Source organism: Bordetella genomosp. 2, assembly GCF_002261345.1.
In the GTDB taxonomy this organism is placed as follows: Bacteria; Pseudomonadota; Gammaproteobacteria; order Burkholderiales; family Burkholderiaceae_B; genus Bordetella_A.
Genome location: NZ_NEVT01000009.1, coordinates 224798 through 241050, shown reverse-complemented (window position 1 = coordinate 241050; position 16253 = coordinate 224798). Strand labels below are relative to the sequence as shown.

Here is a 16253-nt window from a genome sequence, read left to right as displayed (position 1 = left end):
CGCACTCTTCGGGATGCCATAGGGGGAAAACGTCGGGGTCGCCCTGGGAGACCTAGGCCAGCCAGCGCTTGCGGCGCCGGTAGAACTTGTGGTCGCGGAAGCTCTTGCGCTCGCCGCTGGAAATGCCCAGGTAGAACTCCTTGACGTCCTCGTTGCGCGCCAGGTCGTCGGCCGCCCCGTCCATCATGACGCGGCCGTTTTCCAGGATGTAGCCGTAGTCGGCATAGCGCAGGGCGATGTTGGTGTTCTGCTCGGCCAGCAGGAAACTGACCCGTTCGCGCTGGTTCAGGTCGCGCACGATCTCGAAGATTTCCTCGACGATCTGCGGGGCCAGCCCCATCGACGGTTCGTCGAGCAGGATCATGTTGGGGTTGGCCATCAGCGCGCGGCCGATGGCCGTCATCTGCTGCTCGCCGCCCGAGGTGTAGCCGGCCTGGCTGGCGCGGCGTTGCTTCAGGCGCGGGAAATACTGGTACACCCGCTCCAGCGCGGCGGCCGTGTCGCCGCGATTCAGGTCGCGGGTGTAGGCGCCGGTCAGCAGGTTTTCCTCGATGGTCAGGTGGGCGAAGCAGTGGCGGCCTTCCATTACCTGCACCACGCCGCGCTTGACCAGCTCGGCCGGCGACAGCCGCTCGATGCGCTGGCCGCGATACTGGATGTAGCCCTTGGTGACGTCGCCGCGTTCGCCCTTGAGCAGGTTGGACACGGCGCGCAGCGTGGTGGTCTTGCCGGCGCCATTGGCGCCCAGCAGCGCCACGATGCGGCCTTCCGGGACCTGCAGCGACACGCCCTTGAGCACCAGGATGACGTGGTTGTAGATGACCTCGATGCCGTTCACGTCCAACAGCATCTTGGCGGCTTCGGCGGGATTTGCAGCGGTCATGGCGATTCCTGCGGCGGGGTAGCCGCCGGCGCGCGGGCGCCGGCGGCCGGTTCACATCAGCCTTCGCACTTGCGGGGCGTGATGTTCTTCTCTTTGGCGTACTTCGCCGCGGCTTCCTGCACCAGCGGACGCGTCACCGACTTGTCGGACTGGTACCAGTCCGATACCACCTTGAACTCCTTGCCGTCCCATTGCACGATGCGGGCCCAGTCGTCGCCCATGTGGTTGCTGCACGAGGTCTTGACCGGCCGCATGATGTCGCCGAAGCCCAGCTCGTTCAGGCGTTCCTGGGTGATGTTCAGGTTCTCGAAGCCCCAGCGCACCTGTTCCGGCGTCATGCGCTTGCCCTTGCCGAACTTCTCCTGGGCGGTGCGGATCGCCTCGACCTGCAGCATCGAGATCATCATGCCGCGGGTATGGGCGATGGTGCCCAGCGTGGTGCTGCCCGAGGCGTCGCTGCCCTGGCCCTTGTCGTAGACGTACTTCTTCAGGTCTTCATAGACCTTGCCCTGGGCGGCGCTGTTGTGGATGGTGATGGCGTTGTAGCCCTTGGCCACGTTGCCGAGGTCTTTCACGTCGCCTTCGGAGCCGGCCCACCAGATCGCGTACATCTTCTCGCGCGGGTAGCCGCTGGCCTGCGCCTCGCGGATGGCGGTGGGCGTCATGATGCCGGCGCTCCACAGCAGCACGTAGGCAGGACGCGACTGGCGGATCTGCAGCCAGGTGGATTTCTGCTCCACCCCGGGCGCGGTCACCGGATACAGCAGCAGCTCGAAGCCCTGCGCGGCGGCGCGCTTCTGCAGCAGCGGGATCGGCTCCTTGCCGTAGGGCGAGTCATGGTAGACCAGGGCGATCTTCTTGCCCTTGAGCTTGTCCATGCCGCCTTCCTTCTTGGCGATGTCCTGGATCATCACGTCGGCGGCGGTCCAGTAGGTGCCCAGCAGCGGGAAGTTCCATTCGAACACGCTGCCGTCCACCGACTGGGACAGGCCGTAGCCCATGGTCTCGACCGGCACCTTGTCGACGATGGCCTTGTCGCTCACCGCGAAGGTAATGCCGGTGGACTGGGTATCGAAGCCGGACGCGCCGCCGTTCTTGCCCTTGAGGCGCTCGTAGCATTCCACGCCACGGTCGGTGGCGTAGGCGGTCTCGCATTCCTCGTAGGTGATCTTCACGCCGTTGACGCCGCCGTCGCGCGCGTTGACCAGCTTCAGGTAGTCCAGCTTGCCGTCGGCCCACGGAATGCCCAGCGGCGCGAACGAGCCGGTGCGGTACACCAAGAGCGGAACGAATTGCTCTTCCGCCGCCAGCGCCGGCGCGGCGGCCGCGGTCAGGGCGCCGGATACGGCCACCATGGCCGCTGCCCACTTCAGGTTAAGACGCTTCATCTCCATTTACCTCCTGCTTGGTGCATGTGACACCGGGATTGGCCCGGTCTGAGGCCGGGTAGTCGAAAGGGCCGCCGCGCGTGCCGGCGCGGCGGCCGGAACTCAATGCGGGAATGGCCAGATGCGCAGTTTCTCTTTGCCGATGCTCCACAGGCGGGCCAGCCCGTGCGGCTCGGCGATCAGGAAGAACACGATCAGCGCGCCGAACACCATGTGTTCGATGTGCGCCGCGGTGTCCACCGACAGGGACAGGCCCAGCAGGTGCGGCACGTTGGTCAGCGCCACCGGCACCAGCACGATGAATGCCGCGCCGAAGAAGCTGCCCATGATGGAGCCCAGCCCGCCGATGATCACCATGAACAGCAGCTGGAACGAGCGCGCCAGGTCGAAAGCGAGCGGTTCCCAGGAGCCGAGGTGGATGTAGCCCCACAGCGCGCCCGCCACGCCCACGATGAACGAGCTGACCGCGAAGGCGGTGAGTTTGGCGTACATGGGCCGGATGCCGATCACCGCCGCCGCCACGTCCATGTCGCGGATCGCCATCCATTGCCGGCCGATGGCGCCGCGCACCAGGTTCTTGGCCAGCAGGGCGAACACCACCACGAAGATCAGCACGAACAGGTAGCGCTGCAGCGAGGTGTGCACCGGCAGCCCGAAGGCCGTCAGCGGCGGCACCGACACGCTGCCCGACGAGGAATAGTTGGTGAAGAACGGAATGCGCAGGAACGCCCAGTCGACGAAGAACTGCGCGGCCAGCGTGGCCACCGCCAGGTACAGGCCGCGGATGCGCAGGCTGGGTATGCCGAACAGCACCCCCACCAGCGTGGCGAAGCAGCCGCCCAGCAGGATCTGCGCCACCAGCGGCATGCCGGGAAAACGCACGCCGAAGTTCCAGGCGGCGTAGGCGCCCACCGCCATGAAGGCGCCGGTGCCCAGCGAGATCTGGCCGCAGTACCCCACCAGGATGTTCAGGCCCACGGCGGCCAGCGCCAGGATCAGGAACGGGATCAGGATGGCGCGCAGCAGGTAGTCGCTGGCCAGCAGCGGCACCGCCACGAAGGCGATCGCCAGCAGCAGGCCGATGAAGATGCGGTCCTGGCGGATCGGGAAGATCTGCTGGTCGGCGCGATAGCCGGTCTTGAATTGGCCGTTTTCGCGGTAGAACATGGTTTTGTCCTCAGACCCGGTCGATGATTTTCTCGCCGAACAGCCCTTGCGGGCGGAACAGCAGGAACACGAGCGCCAGTACGTAGGCGAACCAGATTTCGATGCCGCCGCCCACCAGCGAGCCCAGGTAGACTTCCGACAGCTTCTCGCCCACGCCGATGATCAGGCCGCCCAGGATGGCGCCCGGCACCGATGTCAGCCCGCCCAGGATGACCACCGGCAGGGCGCGCAGCGCCGCGGTCGACAGGGTGAACTGCACGCCGAATTTCGAGCCCCAGATGATGCCCGCCACCAGCGCCACCAGCCCCGCCACGCTCCAGACGATGACCCAGATGCGGTTCAGCGGGATGCCGATCGACTGGGCCGCCTGGTGGTCGTCGGCCACCGCGCGCAGCGCCCGGCCGGTGCTGGTGTACTGGAAGAAGATGGCCAGGGTGGCCACCAGCAGCGCCGCCACCACGGCGGCGGTGAGGTCTTCCAGGTTGATCAGGATGCCGCCCTCGAACATGGACTCCAGGATGAAGGCCGGATCCTTGGGCATGCCCACGTCGATGCTGTAGACCGAACTGCCGAAGGCGATCTGGCCCAGGCCGTCCAGGAAGTAGCTGATGCCGAGCGTGGCCATCAGCAGCGTGGTCGCCTCCTGGTTGACCAGGTGGCGCAACACGTAGCGTTCCACCGCCACCGCCAGCAGGAACATCAGCAGGGCGCTGACGATGAACGCCAGGACATTGGCCAGCAGCTGGTTCTCGAAGCCGAGCCAGACGGGGATCCATTCCGAGAAGCGCGCCATCGACAGCGCCGCCACCAGCACCATGGCGCCCTGCGCGAAGTTGAACACGCCCGAGGCCTTGAAGATCAGCACGAAGCCCAGGCCGATCAGCGCGTACAGCATGCCGCTCATCAGGCCGCCGAACAGGGTTTCCAGGAAAAATCCCATGTCTTTCTGCCTTGTTTAGTGCGAGACGCCCAGGTAGGCCTGGATCACCGCCTCGTTGGACCGGACCTCGTCGGGCTTGCCGTCGCCGATCTTCTTGCCGTAGTCCAGCACCACCACGCGGTCGGAGATGTCCATGACCACGCCCATGTCGTGCTCGATCAGCACGATGGTGGTGCCGAACTCGTCGTTGACATCGAGGATGAAGCGGCTCATGTCCTGCTTTTCCTCGATGTTCATGCCCGCCATGGGTTCGTCCAGCAGCAGCAGGCGCGGTTCCATGGCCAGCGCCCGGCCCAGGTCGACGCGCTTCTGCAGGCCGTACGGCAGGCGGCCGACCGGCGTCTTGCGGTGGGCCTGGATCTCCAGGAAGTCGATGATGTTCTCGACGAATTCGCGGTGGCGGATTTCCTCGCGCTCGGCCGGCCCCCAGCGCAGCGCCTGCGCCAGCAGACCGCACTTCATGCGCAGGTTGCGGCCGGTCATGATGTTGTCCAACACGCTCATGCCCTTGAACAGCGCCAGGTTCTGGAACGTGCGGGCGATGCCCATCTCGGCGGCGCGGCGCGGGTTCATGCGCGAGTAGCGCCTGCCCTCGAATTCAATGCCACCCTGCTGCGGCGTATAGACGCCGTTGATGACGTTGAGCATCGAGCTCTTGCCGGCGCCGTTCGGGCCGATGATGGCGCGGATCTCGTGTTCGCGCACATTGAACGAGATGTCGGTCAGGGCCTTCACGCCCCCGAACGACAGCGAGATGTTCTGCAGGTCGAGCATGACCTTGCCGATGCGCTGGTCGCGGTCTGTCTGGCTCATGGTCTACGCGGCCCGGGCGGTAATGGGAGGGAAGGTCTTGACCGGGCGGATCTTCAGGTCGGCGGCGATCTTGCCGACGCGGCCGTCCTCGAACTTGACCTCGGTCTCGATGTATTGGGATTCCTGGCCGGCGAACAGGGCGTCGACCAGCACGCCGTACTTCTGGGCGATGAAGGCGCGCCGCACCTTGCGGGTGCGCGTGAGTTCGTCGTCGTCCGGGTCCAGCTCCTTGTGCAGGATCAGGAAGCGGGCGATCTGCGAGGCGGCCAGCTTGGGGTCGCCCGCCAGGTCGGCGTTGATCTGCTCGATGCACTCGCCCACCAGCTGGTAGACCTCGTCCTTGCCAGCCAGGTCGGTGTAGCCGGCGTAGGGCAGGCCGCGGCGCTCGGCCCAGTTGCCGACGGCTTCGAGGTCGATGTTGACGAAGGCGCAGACGTGGTCGCGGCCGGCGCCGAAGGCCACCGCTTCCTTGATGTGCGGGAAGAACTTGAGCTTGTTCTCGAGGTACTTGGGCGCGAACAGGCTGCCGTCGGCCAGCTTGCCGACATCCTTGGCGCGGTCGATGATCTTGAGCTGGCCGTCGGTGTCCAAGTAGCCGGCGTCGCCGGTATGGAACCAGCCGTCCGCGTCGCGCGCTTCTTCGGTGGCCTGCGGGTTGCGGTAGTACTCCTTGAACAGCCCGGGGCTCTTGACCAGGATCTCGCCGTTGTCGGCTACCCGGATTTCCACCCCGCTGACGGGCGGGCCCACGGTGTCGTCGCGCACCTGGCCGTCGGGCTGCACGCAGACGAACACCGAGGTCTCGGTCGAGCCGTACAGCTGCTTCAGGTTGATGCCGATGGACCGGTAGAACACGAACAGGTCCGGCCCGATGGCTTCGCCGGCGGTATAGGCCACGCGCACGCGGCTCATGCCCAGCGCGTTGCGCAGCGGACCGTAGACCAGCACGTTGCCGATGGCATAGCGCAGGCGGTCCCACGCGCCCACCGGCTCGCCGTCGAGGATGCGCACGCCCACCTTGCGCGCCAGGTTCATGCAGCGGCGGAACATCGCGCGCTTGAGGCGGCCGGCGTCTTCCATGCGGATCATGACATGGGTGAGCAGCCCTTCCAGCACGCGCGGCGGCGCGAAATAATACGTGGGGCCGATGTCGCGCATATCGATCGCCACCGTATCGGGCGATTCGGGGTGGTTGACCGTGAAGCCGCTGACCAGCAGCTGGGTGTACGAGAACATGTTCTGGCCGATCCATGCGGGCGGCAGGTAGGCCAGCACGTCTTCCTGGTCGGTGAGTTTTTCCAGTTCGGCCACGGCGCGCGCGCGGTCGATCAGGGCATGGTGCGTCAGCACCACGCCCTTGGGCTTGCCGGTGGTGCCGGAGGTATAGAACATGGCGGCGGCGTCGTGCGGCTGCACCGCCGCGACCGCGTCGTCGAAATACGCGGGATGGCGTTCGGCATGCTCGCGGCCGATGGCCTCGAGCTGTTCGTACGAACGCAGCATCGGGTCGGTGTAATGGCGCATGCCGCGCGGGTCATCGTACACCACGTGCGCCAGGGCCGGGCACTGGTCGCGCACTTCGAGCATCTTGTCGACCTGTTCCTGGTCTTCGACCACGGCCACGGTGATGCCGGCGTCCTGCAGGACGTAGACCATTTCCTGCGCGACCGCGTCCTGGTAGAGCGGCACCGGGATCGCGCCGAGCGCCTGCGTGGCCATCATGGCGATGTACAGGCGCGGGCGGTTCTCGCCGATGACGGCCACGTGCATGCCCGGCGCGATGCCCAGCGCGGCCAGGCCGTGCGCGGCCTGGCGGACGTGGCTGGCGACTTCGGCCCAGCTGAGCGTCTGCCAGATGCCCAGGTCTTTCTCGCGGATGGCCGGCCGCGCGCCGCGCACCCGGGCGTGCTCCAGCAGCAGGCCAGGGAAAGTGCCTGGCGTGGCCGGCGCGGGTGCGCCGGCGGGCAGTGCATGCGCCACGTTGTCTCCTCCGGTTTGGGGGCCGCCCCGTGTGGCGTTCAAGCTGGCGGCATGAACACCGGGGCGGCACTTGACCAGTTCATTTTCGATATGCAGCGGTAGTTAAGGTATAAGGTTGGGTTGCGACCGACTGTCACGATTGCGACATTCCAGGAACATATAGGGTATTCCCGATGCAGCTAGCCGATTCCCTGCACCTTGCCGCGGCCTGGTTCCGCGTCTTGACCGACGAGCAGCAAGCGCGCGTCGAGCGGGATATCGCCGTGCAGTCCGCGCAGGCTGGCACGATCATAGAGCGCAAAGGCGAACTTGCGCAGGTCTGGATCGGCGTGCTGGCCGGGCTGGTGAAGGTTTCCGTGGGCAATGCCGAAGGCAAGATCGCCTCGCTGACCGGCGTGCCGGCCGGCGGCTGGATCGGCGAAGGCTCGCTGCTCAAGCGCGAAGTGCGCAAGTACGACGTGGTGGCATTGCGCGATTCCGTGGTGGCGCGGCTGCCGGCGGCCACCTTCGACTGGCTGCTCGACACCAGCATTCCGTTCAACCGCTATCTGCTGCACCAACTGAATGAGCGCGTCGCGCAGTTCATCGGCAAGGCCGAGTACGACCGCCTGCTGGACCCGGATGCCCGCGTGGCGCGCTGCCTGGCCGAACTCTTCAATCCGCTGCTGTATCCCGGCATGGGGATGCGGCTGGCCATCACGCAGGAAGAAGTCGGCTACCTGGCGAGGGTGTCGCGGCAGCGCGCCAACCAGGCGTTGGGGAAGCTGGAGGGGGTGGGCTTGTTGCGGGTGGAGTATGGGGCGGTGCGGGTGCTTGATCTGGAGGGGTTGAAGGAATACGGCGGAGATGGAGTCGGGGAGTAGTCGCGGGGTGGGGTGAATTCTTCTGGGCGTCGTGGCGGGGCGGGGGCCGTGGGCGGGCTTCACGGTGCCGGTCGGCCGCCCGGGCGGCCGACACCGCATCGCTCGCCTCCTCCGGCCCCTGCGGGCCTCCGTTCGGCCTCCGCTCGCTCGGCCCCGAGGCGCCCGCCCACGGCCCCCGCCCCGCCACGACTCGCAGTGGCTTGAGTTCATCCCATCGCCGGGCAGGTCGTCTTGCTTGCACTTCGTCGGCTGCCGCGGGTGGGGACAGGAACAGTTTGTGGGGCCGCCTTTCTGGGGCCGCCCCGAGCGGCCCCAGCAAGGCATTCAGGCTTGGCATGCCCGGGTGTGGCGATGAGGTTCGAGGGGTGAGCGGTGATTGGCCGGCGGCTAGGCCATGTAATTCTTCGGCAAGAAGAATCCATGGGCGGCAAAGAAGCCTGGCCTACCGGCCGCCCCGCCACGACGTCCAGAAGAACCCGTCATGGCCCTCAGGAACCGACCGGTCATCCCGCCAACCCTTTGTAGGCCAGCCGCCCCACCAATACGATCAGCACCATGGCGATCCCGCCGTCCAGCACCCGCCAGGCGCGCGGGTTGGCGAACCAGGGGGCGAACAGGCGGGAGCCGATGCCCAGCACGGCCAGCCATAGCAGGCTGGCGGTGAGCGCGCCGGCGGCGAAGGCCAGGCGGGCGTCTTCGAAGCTGTGCGCCAGCGAGCCCACCACCATGATGTCCAGCCAGAAATGCGGGTTCAGCAGCGTGAAGCCGGCCGCCCCGAGCAGGGCGGCGCGGCGCGACGGCACGGCTTGCCGCGCGGCGACCAGGCCGCCTTGCGCCCGCAGCGCGCGGCGGGCCGACTGCAGCGCGTACCAGGCCAGGAACGCCACGCCGAACCACAGCACCGCCTCGGTCAGCCAGGGGAACCAGGCGGCCACCGCCTGCAGCCCCCACACGCTGGCGAAGATGAATACGGCGTCGATGGCGGCGCACACGGCCAGGATGCTCAGCAGGTGCGCGCGCATCAGCCCCTGTCGCAGGATGAACGCGCTTTGCGCGCCCACCACGGCGAACAGCCCCAGGCCGGTGGCGGTGCCACTGGCCCAGGCGGTGAAGAAAGCGGGCAAGGACGCGAGCGAAAACATGATCCGTGGGGTGAGCAGGCCACCGGCGTGGCGATGAAAACAACGCCGCGGCAATGCGCCGCGGCCAGGACCCGTATTCTGGCTTGTGGAATCGATGAAATAAAGCTAATTTTGTTTAAGCTGATTAAGCAAATCTAATGTCATGAAAATCGATCACGGCAACCTGCGCGCCTTGGCCGCGGTGGTGCGCGAAGGCAGCTTCGAACGGGCCGCCTCAGCCCTCAATGTCACCCCATCGGCGGTGTCGCAACGGGTCAAGGCGCTCGAGGCGCGCATGGGCCGGCTGCTGGTGCAGCGCACCGTGCCGGCGGTGCCCACGCCCGATGGCCAGGTGCTGGTGCAGCTGGCCGAACAGACCGCGCTGCTAGAGCACGACGCCCTCGACCGCCTCGGCCTGGAAGGCGACGCCGTGCCGCACGCCAGCATCGCGGTGGCGGTCAACCACGACAGCCTGGAAACCTGGTTCATGGAGGCGGCCCGGCTGTTCGCGGCGCGCAGCCGGGCGACGCTGGACCTGCAGTCCGAAGACCAGGACCACACCGCGGCGCTGTTGCGCAACGGCTCGGTGATGGGCGCGGTCACCGCGCTGGCCGACCCGGTGCAGGGCTGCCGCATCCATCCGCTGGGCAGCATGCGGTATGTGGCGACCTGCACGCCGGAGTTCCACGCCCGCCATTTCGCCCAGGGCGTCAATGCGCGCAGCCTGGCCAGCGCGCCGGTGCTGGTCTTCAACCGCAAGGACGCCCTGCAGGCGCGCTTCGCTCGCAAGGTCATGGGCGATGTGCCGTGGCAGCCGCCCGTGTGGTGGCTGCCCTCGTCGCGCGCGTTCGTGCAGGCCACTCTCGACGGCCTGGGCTGGACCATGAACCCCTTGCCGCTGATCAACGAAGCGCTGGAAAGCGGGCGCCTGGTTCCGCTGCGCGCCCGCGCCACTGAGGATGTGCCGCTGTACTGGCAGCACTGGCGGGTAAACTCGCAGGCTATGGAAGCCTTGACCCAGTCGGTCCTGGCGGCCGCCGGCAACCTGGTCCGGCGGCGTTAACCCGCCGCGCCCGGTCGCGGGTCGGCAGCATGGAGGAACGCCTCATGAAATTGCGTCAATGGACACTCATGGCCGCGCTGGGACTGTGCGCCGCGACGTCCGCCTGGGCAGTGGACTACAAGGTCGGCCAGATCGAGATCGACGACGCCTGGGTGCGCGCGACCGCGCCCGGCCAGCCCAACGGCGCCGGCTATATGGAGATCGACAACGACGCCAAGACCGCCGACCGCCTGGTGTCCGTGACTTCCGACGCCGCCGAGCGCGTCGAGCTGCATACCGTGCAGACCGAAAACGGCGTGGCCCGCATGCGCCACCTGCCGGACGGCATTCCGGTGCCGGCCGACGGCGAGGTCAAGCTGGCGCCGGGCGGCTATCACGTCATGTTCCTGAAGCTGAAGCAGCCGTTCACCGAAGGCGCCGAAGTGCCCGCCACCCTGAAGTTCGAACACGCCGGGGAAGTCGCGGTGAAATTCAAGGTCATGCCGATCGGCCACAACGCCGGCCATGGCATGCACATGAAGCACTGACGCCGCCCCGCCCTGCCGGGGCCCGCTAGGCGTAGTGCCGGGCCCCGAAAATGGCGCTGCCGATACGCACTTCGGTGGCGCCTTCTTCGACGGCGATCTCGAAATCGCCGCTCATGCCCATCGACAGGCGGTCCAGCCGCACCCCGTCGATGGCCTCGTCCCGCAGGCGGTCGCGCAACTCCCGCAGGCGGCGGAAGCAGGCGCGCACCGCGCCGGCATCGTCCGATTGCACCGCCATGGTCATCAGCCCCTGGACCCGCAGGGCCGGGCATTCGCGCGCCAGGGTGCGCAGGAAGCCGGCCGCGTCCTGCGGCGCCAGGCCATGCTTGCTGGGTTCGGGCGAGGTCTTGACCTGCACCAGCACGTCGATGGCGCGGCCGGCGGCTTCGAGCCGGCGCTGCAGCGCATGGGCCAGTTCCAGGCGGTCCAGCGACTGCACTTCGGCGGCATCGCGCGCCGCGTCCTTGGCCTTGTTGGTCTGCAGGTGGCCGATCATTACCCATTGGATGTCCAGGTCGGCCAGCTCCACGGCCTTCTGGCGGATTTCCTGGGTCTTGTTCTCGCCGAAGCGGCGCAAGCCCAGGGCGGCGGCCGCGCGCACCGCCTCGGCGCCGAAGGTCTTGCTGACCGGCAGCAGCGCCACGCTGCCGGGGGCCCGCCCGGCCCGCTCGCACGCCGCGTCGATGCGCTGGCGCAGCCGCGCCACGCGCGCCGCCATGGAGTCGTCGGAACTCATGTGTGTGGGGGATTCCATACAAAACGATCATGATAAACGCCGCGCGCCGCGCGGCCGGCGCGGCGCGCGTTGACCGGCCTGGGGGGGCGGGCATAGAATCTTTTGATATTTGTTTATATTTCAAGGTTCTATGCCGTCCCGCGGCGTTCTGCCGCGCCGATGCCCCTGTTCCCGCCGGCTCCGCCCTCCATCATGTCTTCCGCAGCGCCACGCTACGCTTTCGCCGCCCCCTTCCAGACTCCCGCCGCCTCGCCCATCCGCTCGCTCATGTCGTACGCCATGAGCCCCGGCACCATTTCGCTGGCGGGCGGCTATCCCGCCCAGGAACTGTTCGACATCGACGGCCTGACCAGCGCGTCGAACCAGGTGCTGGCGCGCCTCGGAGCGTGCCTGCAGTATTCCAACATCGACGGCCAGGCCAGCCTGCGCGCCGAGCTGGCGCGCCTCACCGCCGAACGCGGGCTGGCGTGCGATCCCGATACCGAGCTGGCCGTGACCGGCGGCTCGCAGCAGGCGCTGGCGCTGGTCAGCCGCGTCATGTTGCAGCCCGGCGACCATGCCTTCATCGAAAGCCCTGCTTTTCCCAATTCGGTGCAGGCCCTGCGCTACACCGGCGCCACCGTGCATCCGGTGGCGTCCGGGCCGGAAGGCATCGACGTGGACGCCCTGGACGACATGGCCGCGCGCCTGAAGCCCAAGATCGTCTGCGTGGTGGCGTCGTTCTCCAACCCGTGCGGCGCCACCATCAGCCGGCAGCGCCGCCTGCGGCTGCTCGAACTGGCGGTCAAGCACCAGTTCCTCATCGTCGAGGACGACCCCTATGGCGAACTGCGCTTCGCCGGCGAGGTGGTCCCGCCCATCGCCGCCCTGGCCGAGGGCGAGGCGCGCCACTGGGCGGTGTACATCTCGACCATGTCCAAGACCATGGCGCCGGCGCTGCGCATCGGCTGGCTGGTGGCGCCCGCCGAAGTGCGCCGCCGTTGCGTGGGCGCCAAGGCGGCCGACGACATGGCGTCGTCGGCATGGGTGCAGGAAGTGGTGGCGCAGTACCTGGCCAACGGCCGCTACCAGCAGCACGTGCCGCGCATCCGCGCCGCCTACGGCGCGCGCTGCGACGCGCTGGCCCAGGCACTGGCCGGCCTGGCCGGCCGGGTCAGCTTCCGCAAGCCGGAAGGCGGCATGTTCTTCTGGGCCCGCCTCGAGGGCGAGGCCGACGCCACCCGCCTGCTGCCCTATGCCATCGAGCAGGGCGTGGTCTATGTGCCGGGCAAGGCGTTCTATGCCGATCCGGCGCAGGCCGACCTGCACGCCATGCGCATGTCCTTCGCCACCATGAACGAAACGCAGATCGCCCAGGGCATCGCGCGGCTCGGCCAGGCGCTGGACGCCTGCGAGGCCAACGCGCCGGTCTCGGTGTCGCTGGCCGCCTAGCGCTTGCGCCGGTACAGCAGGGAAATCTTCGCGAAGGCGATCTGCAGTTCCCGCGTGCCGCCCTGGAACACCACCGGGCGGCCGCGCTGGGTGAACACCACCAGCCGCTTCGAGAACAGCAGCGGCACGAACTTGGCGAACTGGATTTCCTGCCAGGTCACTTCGCGGCGGGTGATCCAGGTCTGGCGCAGGCCGGACTCGTCGATGGTGGTGACGGATTTCTGCATGTGCCAGGAGACCAGCACCAGCCCCAGGAAGCACAGGATCACGATGGCCGCCAATACAGTGCTGACCTGACCCGGCGGCAGCCGGATCGCCGACGAGACGATCTGCACCCCGATGATGGCCAGGATGATCCAGGCCAGGATGCGCACCCAGTCCGGCCAGGCCTGGCCGGTCAGCGGCAGCGGGCCGATTTCGCGCAGCAGCGCGTCGCGTTCTTCCGCCGGGGGCGGGGCAAAGAGTGAGGTCATGACGGGCGGGGTCCGGTGGCGCGGCGCGGGGCGGGCATTCTGGCGCACGCGGCTCAGGCGGCGCGCTTGGCGGCGACCGCATTGCCGGCGCGGCTGCCGCCCTTGCGGTCCAGGTGCGCCGACATCCACTGGCCGATGTCGACCACGGCATCGAAGTCCACGCCCGTGTCGATGTCCAGGCCGCGCAGCATGTACAGCACGTCTTCGGTGGCGACGTTGCCGGTGGCGCCCTTGGCGTACGGGCAGCCTCCCAGGCCGGCCACCGAGGTGTGGAAGATGCCGATGCCGGTTTCCAGCGCCGCCAGGATGTTGGCCAGCGCCTGGCCATAGGTGTCGTGGAAGTGTCCGGACACGCGCGCCGGATCGATCACCTGGGTGACTGCCGCCATGACTTCGCGGACCCGCCGCGGCGTGCCCACGCCGATGGTGTCGGCCACGTCGATCTCGTCGCAGCCCAGCGCCACGTAGCGGCGCGCGACGTCCACCACGGCCTCGACCGGCACCTCGCCCTGGTACGGACAGCCCAGCGCGCAGCTGATGCTGCCGCGCAGGCGCACCCCGGCCGCGCGCGCGGCCTCGGCCACCGGTTCGAAGCGGGCGATCGATTCGGCGATCGAGCAGTTGATGTTCTTCTGGGAGAACGCCTCGCTGGCCGCGCCGAAGATCACGACCTCGTCCGCCTTGGCGGCCAGCGCGCCTTCCAGGCCCTTCATGTTGGGCGTCAGCACCGAGTAGATCACCCCCGGCTTGCGCTGGATGCGGGCCATGACGTCGGCGGCATCGGCCATCTGCGGCACCCACTTGGGGGAGACGAACGAGGTGGCCTCGATGTTGGGAAAGCCGGCGGCGGTCAGGCGGTCGACCAGCTCTACCTTGATGTCGGTGGCGATGAGGGTTTTTTCGTTCTGCAGGCCATCGCGGGGCGATACCTCGACGATCTTGGCGCGGGAGGGCAGCGGCATGTCTCTTCCTGTGGCAAGTAATGGCGCGCCGGGCGGCCGGCGCGGGTCGAATATCCCAATAGTAGCCCCGCTGCCTATTTCAGGCGCTGGAAGCGGCCGCCGTCCAGGCGCGCGACGCGACCGGCCAGTTCCAGTTCGAGCAGCTGGGCGTTCAGCGTGGCGACGTCCAGGCCGGTGCGCGCCTGCAGCGCGTCCAGGTGCAGCGGGTCGTAGCCGAGGGCCTGCAACAGCGGGGTTTCCTGCAGGGACGGCGCGGCCGCCGCCGTCGCCGCGGGGGCCCGGTCGCCGCCGCCCAGCTCGTCGGTAATGTCCTGGGCCGTCTCGACCAGCTTGGCGCCCTGGCGGATCAGCGCATGGCAGCCGCGCGACAACGGCGAGTGGATCGAGCCGGGGATGGCGAACACCTCGCGGCCGCTTTCGCCGGCCAGGCGGGCGGTGATCAGGGAGCCGCTCTGGCGCGCCGCCTCCACCACCAGTACGCCGCGCGCCAGGCCGGCCACCAACCGGTTGCGGCGCGGGAAGTGGTGCGGCCGCGCGCCCGTGCCCAGCGGCAGCTCGGACACCAGCGCGCCCTGTTCGGCGATGCGGTGCGCCAGCTCGCGGTGGCGGGCGGGGTAGACGCGGTCGATGCCGGTGCCCATGACGGCCACCGTGCCCGCGCCGGCGGGGCCGGCCTGCAAGGCGCCTTCGTGGGCGGCGGCGTCGATGCCCAGGGCCAGGCCGCTGACCACGCACCAGCCGTGGCCGGCCAGGTGGCGGGCAAAGGCGCGCGCGTTGTCGCAGCCGCCCGGCGTGGCGCTGCGGGCGCCCACCACCGCCAGCGCCCGCGTGGCCAGGCGCGCCGGGTCGCCATTGACGTACAGCAGCAGCGGCGGGTCGGCGGTGGTCAGCAGGCTTTGGGGGTAGGCTGGATCCGACAATGTCAGGATGTGCCGGCCCGGCTCCGCCACCCATTCCAGGGTGCGGGCGATCTGGTCCTGCACGTCGGACGATGGCGGCGCCGCCAGTTGGCGCGCCAGTTCGTGCGGGACGTGGCGGGCCAGGGCGGCCGCGCCCAGCGCGTAGATCTGTTCCGGCAGCCCGAGCGCCGACAGCAGCGGGTAGGCGTCGGCCGGGCCCAGGCCGGGCTCGAGCGACAAGCGCAGCCAGGCGGACAGTTCGGCTTCGGAGTGCGAAAGCGGCATGGTTCGTGAGGGGGCGGCCGGCGGCCAGGAGGCCGGGGTGCGCTAGTGTCGCACGGCTCGCGGCCGACGCCGCGCGCGCCGCGCCAAAAGCGTCCCGGCGGCCGGCCGGCAATGGCGCGATTAGCCGGAATCTATTAGAAATCAAGCCTCTAATGAATTATTATTAAACCATCGCTGCATAATCAGCTCCGACGATTTCGTGTTTGCCATGGCTTTGCTTCCCATTCTTCATTATCCCGACCCGCGCCTGCACAAGAAGGCCGCGCCGGTTGCGGTGGTGGACGACCGCATCCGGCAACTGGTGCGCGACATGGCCGACACCATGTACGAGGCGCCGGGCGTCGGCCTGGCCGCCACCCAGGTCGACGTGCACGAGCGCGTGGTGGTCATCGACGTCTCCGAGGGCGGCAACGAGCTGCGCGTGCTGATCAACCCCGAGATCACCTGGAAGAGCGACGAGCGCCAGACCTACGAGGAAGGCTGCCTGTCGGTGCCGGGCATCTACGACGAGGTCGAGCGCGCGGCGCGCATCCGCTACAAGGCGCTGGATATCGACGGCAAGCCGTACGAGGCCGAGGCCGACGGCCTGCTGGCGGTGTGCGTGCAGCACGAGCTCGATCATCTCGACGGCAAGGTGTTCGTCGAGTACCTGTCCAACCTGAAGCAAAGCCGCATCAAGACCAAGCTCAAGAAGGCCGAGCGCGAAGCGCTGCGCGCCTGAG

16 protein-coding genes are annotated in these 16253 nt (G+C 68.3%); 5 read left to right on the top strand and 11 right to left on the bottom strand.

Annotated elements, in window-relative coordinates; all coding sequences use genetic code 11:
- Positions 1-52: 52 nt before the first annotated feature.
- From CAL24_RS22570 to CAL24_RS22545, 6 genes are all read right to left on the bottom strand, one after another.
- Positions 53-883: an ABC transporter ATP-binding protein gene (locus tag CAL24_RS22570; RefSeq protein WP_028354384.1), complete on the bottom strand. Its 831-nt coding sequence runs from the start codon at positions 881-883 to the stop codon at positions 53-55.
- Between the two features lie 56 nt (positions 884-939).
- Positions 940-2277 (bottom strand): ABC transporter substrate-binding protein, encoded by a 1338-nt coding sequence (locus tag CAL24_RS22565; protein WP_028354383.1) that lies wholly within the window; start codon positions 2275-2277, stop codon positions 940-942.
- A 96-nt stretch (positions 2278-2373) separates the two neighbouring features.
- Positions 2374-3438, bottom strand: a complete 1065-nt coding sequence (locus CAL24_RS22560; RefSeq protein WP_028354382.1) for a branched-chain amino acid ABC transporter permease — start codon at positions 3436-3438, stop codon at positions 2374-2376.
- Between the two features lie 10 nt (positions 3439-3448).
- Positions 3449-4378 carry a branched-chain amino acid ABC transporter permease gene (locus CAL24_RS22555; protein ID WP_028354381.1) on the bottom strand — a complete coding sequence of 310 codons (930 nt, stop codon included), beginning with the start codon at positions 4376-4378 and terminating at the stop codon, positions 3449-3451.
- Between the two features lie 15 nt (positions 4379-4393).
- A complete protein-coding gene (locus CAL24_RS22550; RefSeq protein WP_028354380.1) occupies positions 4394-5191 on the bottom strand; it encodes an ABC transporter ATP-binding protein in 798 nt (265 codons plus the stop codon).
- Positions 5192-5194: 3 nt separating this feature from the next.
- Positions 5195-7171: an AMP-dependent synthetase/ligase gene (locus CAL24_RS22545; protein WP_028354379.1), complete on the bottom strand. Its 1977-nt coding sequence runs from the start codon at positions 7169-7171 to the stop codon at positions 5195-5197.
- 173 nt (positions 7172-7344) lie between these two features.
- Here CAL24_RS22545 and CAL24_RS22540 point away from each other — a divergent pair, with 173 nt between their 5' ends.
- Positions 7345-8034: a Crp/Fnr family transcriptional regulator gene (locus CAL24_RS22540; RefSeq protein WP_028354378.1), complete on the top strand. Its 690-nt coding sequence runs from the start codon at positions 7345-7347 to the stop codon at positions 8032-8034.
- Between the two features lie 503 nt (positions 8035-8537).
- Here the strand turns inward: CAL24_RS22540 and CAL24_RS22535 are convergent.
- Complete coding sequence (locus CAL24_RS22535) at positions 8538-9176, bottom strand: LysE/ArgO family amino acid transporter (protein ID WP_028354377.1); 639 nt, start codon at positions 9174-9176, stop codon at positions 8538-8540.
- A gap of 142 nt (positions 9177-9318) precedes the next feature.
- On the opposite strand from CAL24_RS22535, the gene CAL24_RS22530 reads away from it, so the two are divergent.
- Both CAL24_RS22530 and CAL24_RS22525 read left to right on the top strand, forming a co-directional pair.
- A complete protein-coding gene (locus CAL24_RS22530) occupies positions 9319-10218 on the top strand; it encodes a LysR family transcriptional regulator ArgP (protein ID WP_028354376.1) in 900 nt (299 codons plus the stop codon).
- A 44-nt stretch (positions 10219-10262) separates the two neighbouring features.
- Complete coding sequence (locus CAL24_RS22525; protein ID WP_028354375.1) at positions 10263-10745, top strand: copper chaperone PCu(A)C; 483 nt, start codon at positions 10263-10265, stop codon at positions 10743-10745.
- Between the two features lie 25 nt (positions 10746-10770).
- Here the strand turns inward: CAL24_RS22525 and CAL24_RS22520 are convergent, their stop codons facing one another.
- The gene (locus CAL24_RS22520) at positions 10771-11481 is read right to left on the bottom strand and encodes a YggS family pyridoxal phosphate-dependent enzyme (RefSeq protein ID WP_038853481.1); all 711 of its coding nucleotides are present in this window, start codon (positions 11479-11481) and stop codon (positions 10771-10773) included.
- Positions 11482-11673: 192 nt separating this feature from the next.
- Between CAL24_RS22520 and CAL24_RS22515 the strand changes: the two genes are divergently transcribed.
- Entirely contained in the window at positions 11674-12912 is a 1239-nt protein-coding gene (locus tag CAL24_RS22515; protein WP_094808119.1) for a PLP-dependent aminotransferase family protein, read from the top strand.
- On the opposite strand, the gene CAL24_RS22510 is transcribed toward CAL24_RS22515, so the two are convergent.
- The 3 genes from CAL24_RS22510 to dprA form a co-directional block, all read right to left on the bottom strand.
- Complete coding sequence (locus tag CAL24_RS22510) at positions 12909-13385, bottom strand: membrane protein (RefSeq protein ID WP_028354372.1); 477 nt, start codon at positions 13383-13385, stop codon at positions 12909-12911. The genes CAL24_RS22515 and CAL24_RS22510 overlap by 4 nt on opposite strands.
- A 53-nt stretch (positions 13386-13438) precedes the next feature.
- On the bottom strand, positions 13439-14347 hold the full coding sequence (locus CAL24_RS22505; RefSeq protein ID WP_028354371.1) for a hydroxymethylglutaryl-CoA lyase: 909 nt from the start codon (positions 14345-14347) through the stop codon (positions 13439-13441).
- A 74-nt stretch (positions 14348-14421) separates the two neighbouring features.
- Positions 14422-15531 (bottom strand): DNA-processing protein DprA, encoded by a 1110-nt coding sequence (dprA, locus tag CAL24_RS22500; protein ID WP_094807981.1) that lies wholly within the window; start codon positions 15529-15531, stop codon positions 14422-14424.
- A 208-nt stretch (positions 15532-15739) separates the two neighbouring features.
- Between dprA and def the strand changes: the two genes are divergently transcribed.
- Positions 15740-16252 (top strand): peptide deformylase, encoded by a 513-nt coding sequence (gene def / locus CAL24_RS22495; RefSeq protein ID WP_028354369.1) that lies wholly within the window; start codon positions 15740-15742, stop codon positions 16250-16252.
- Position 16253: the final 1 nt, after the last annotated feature.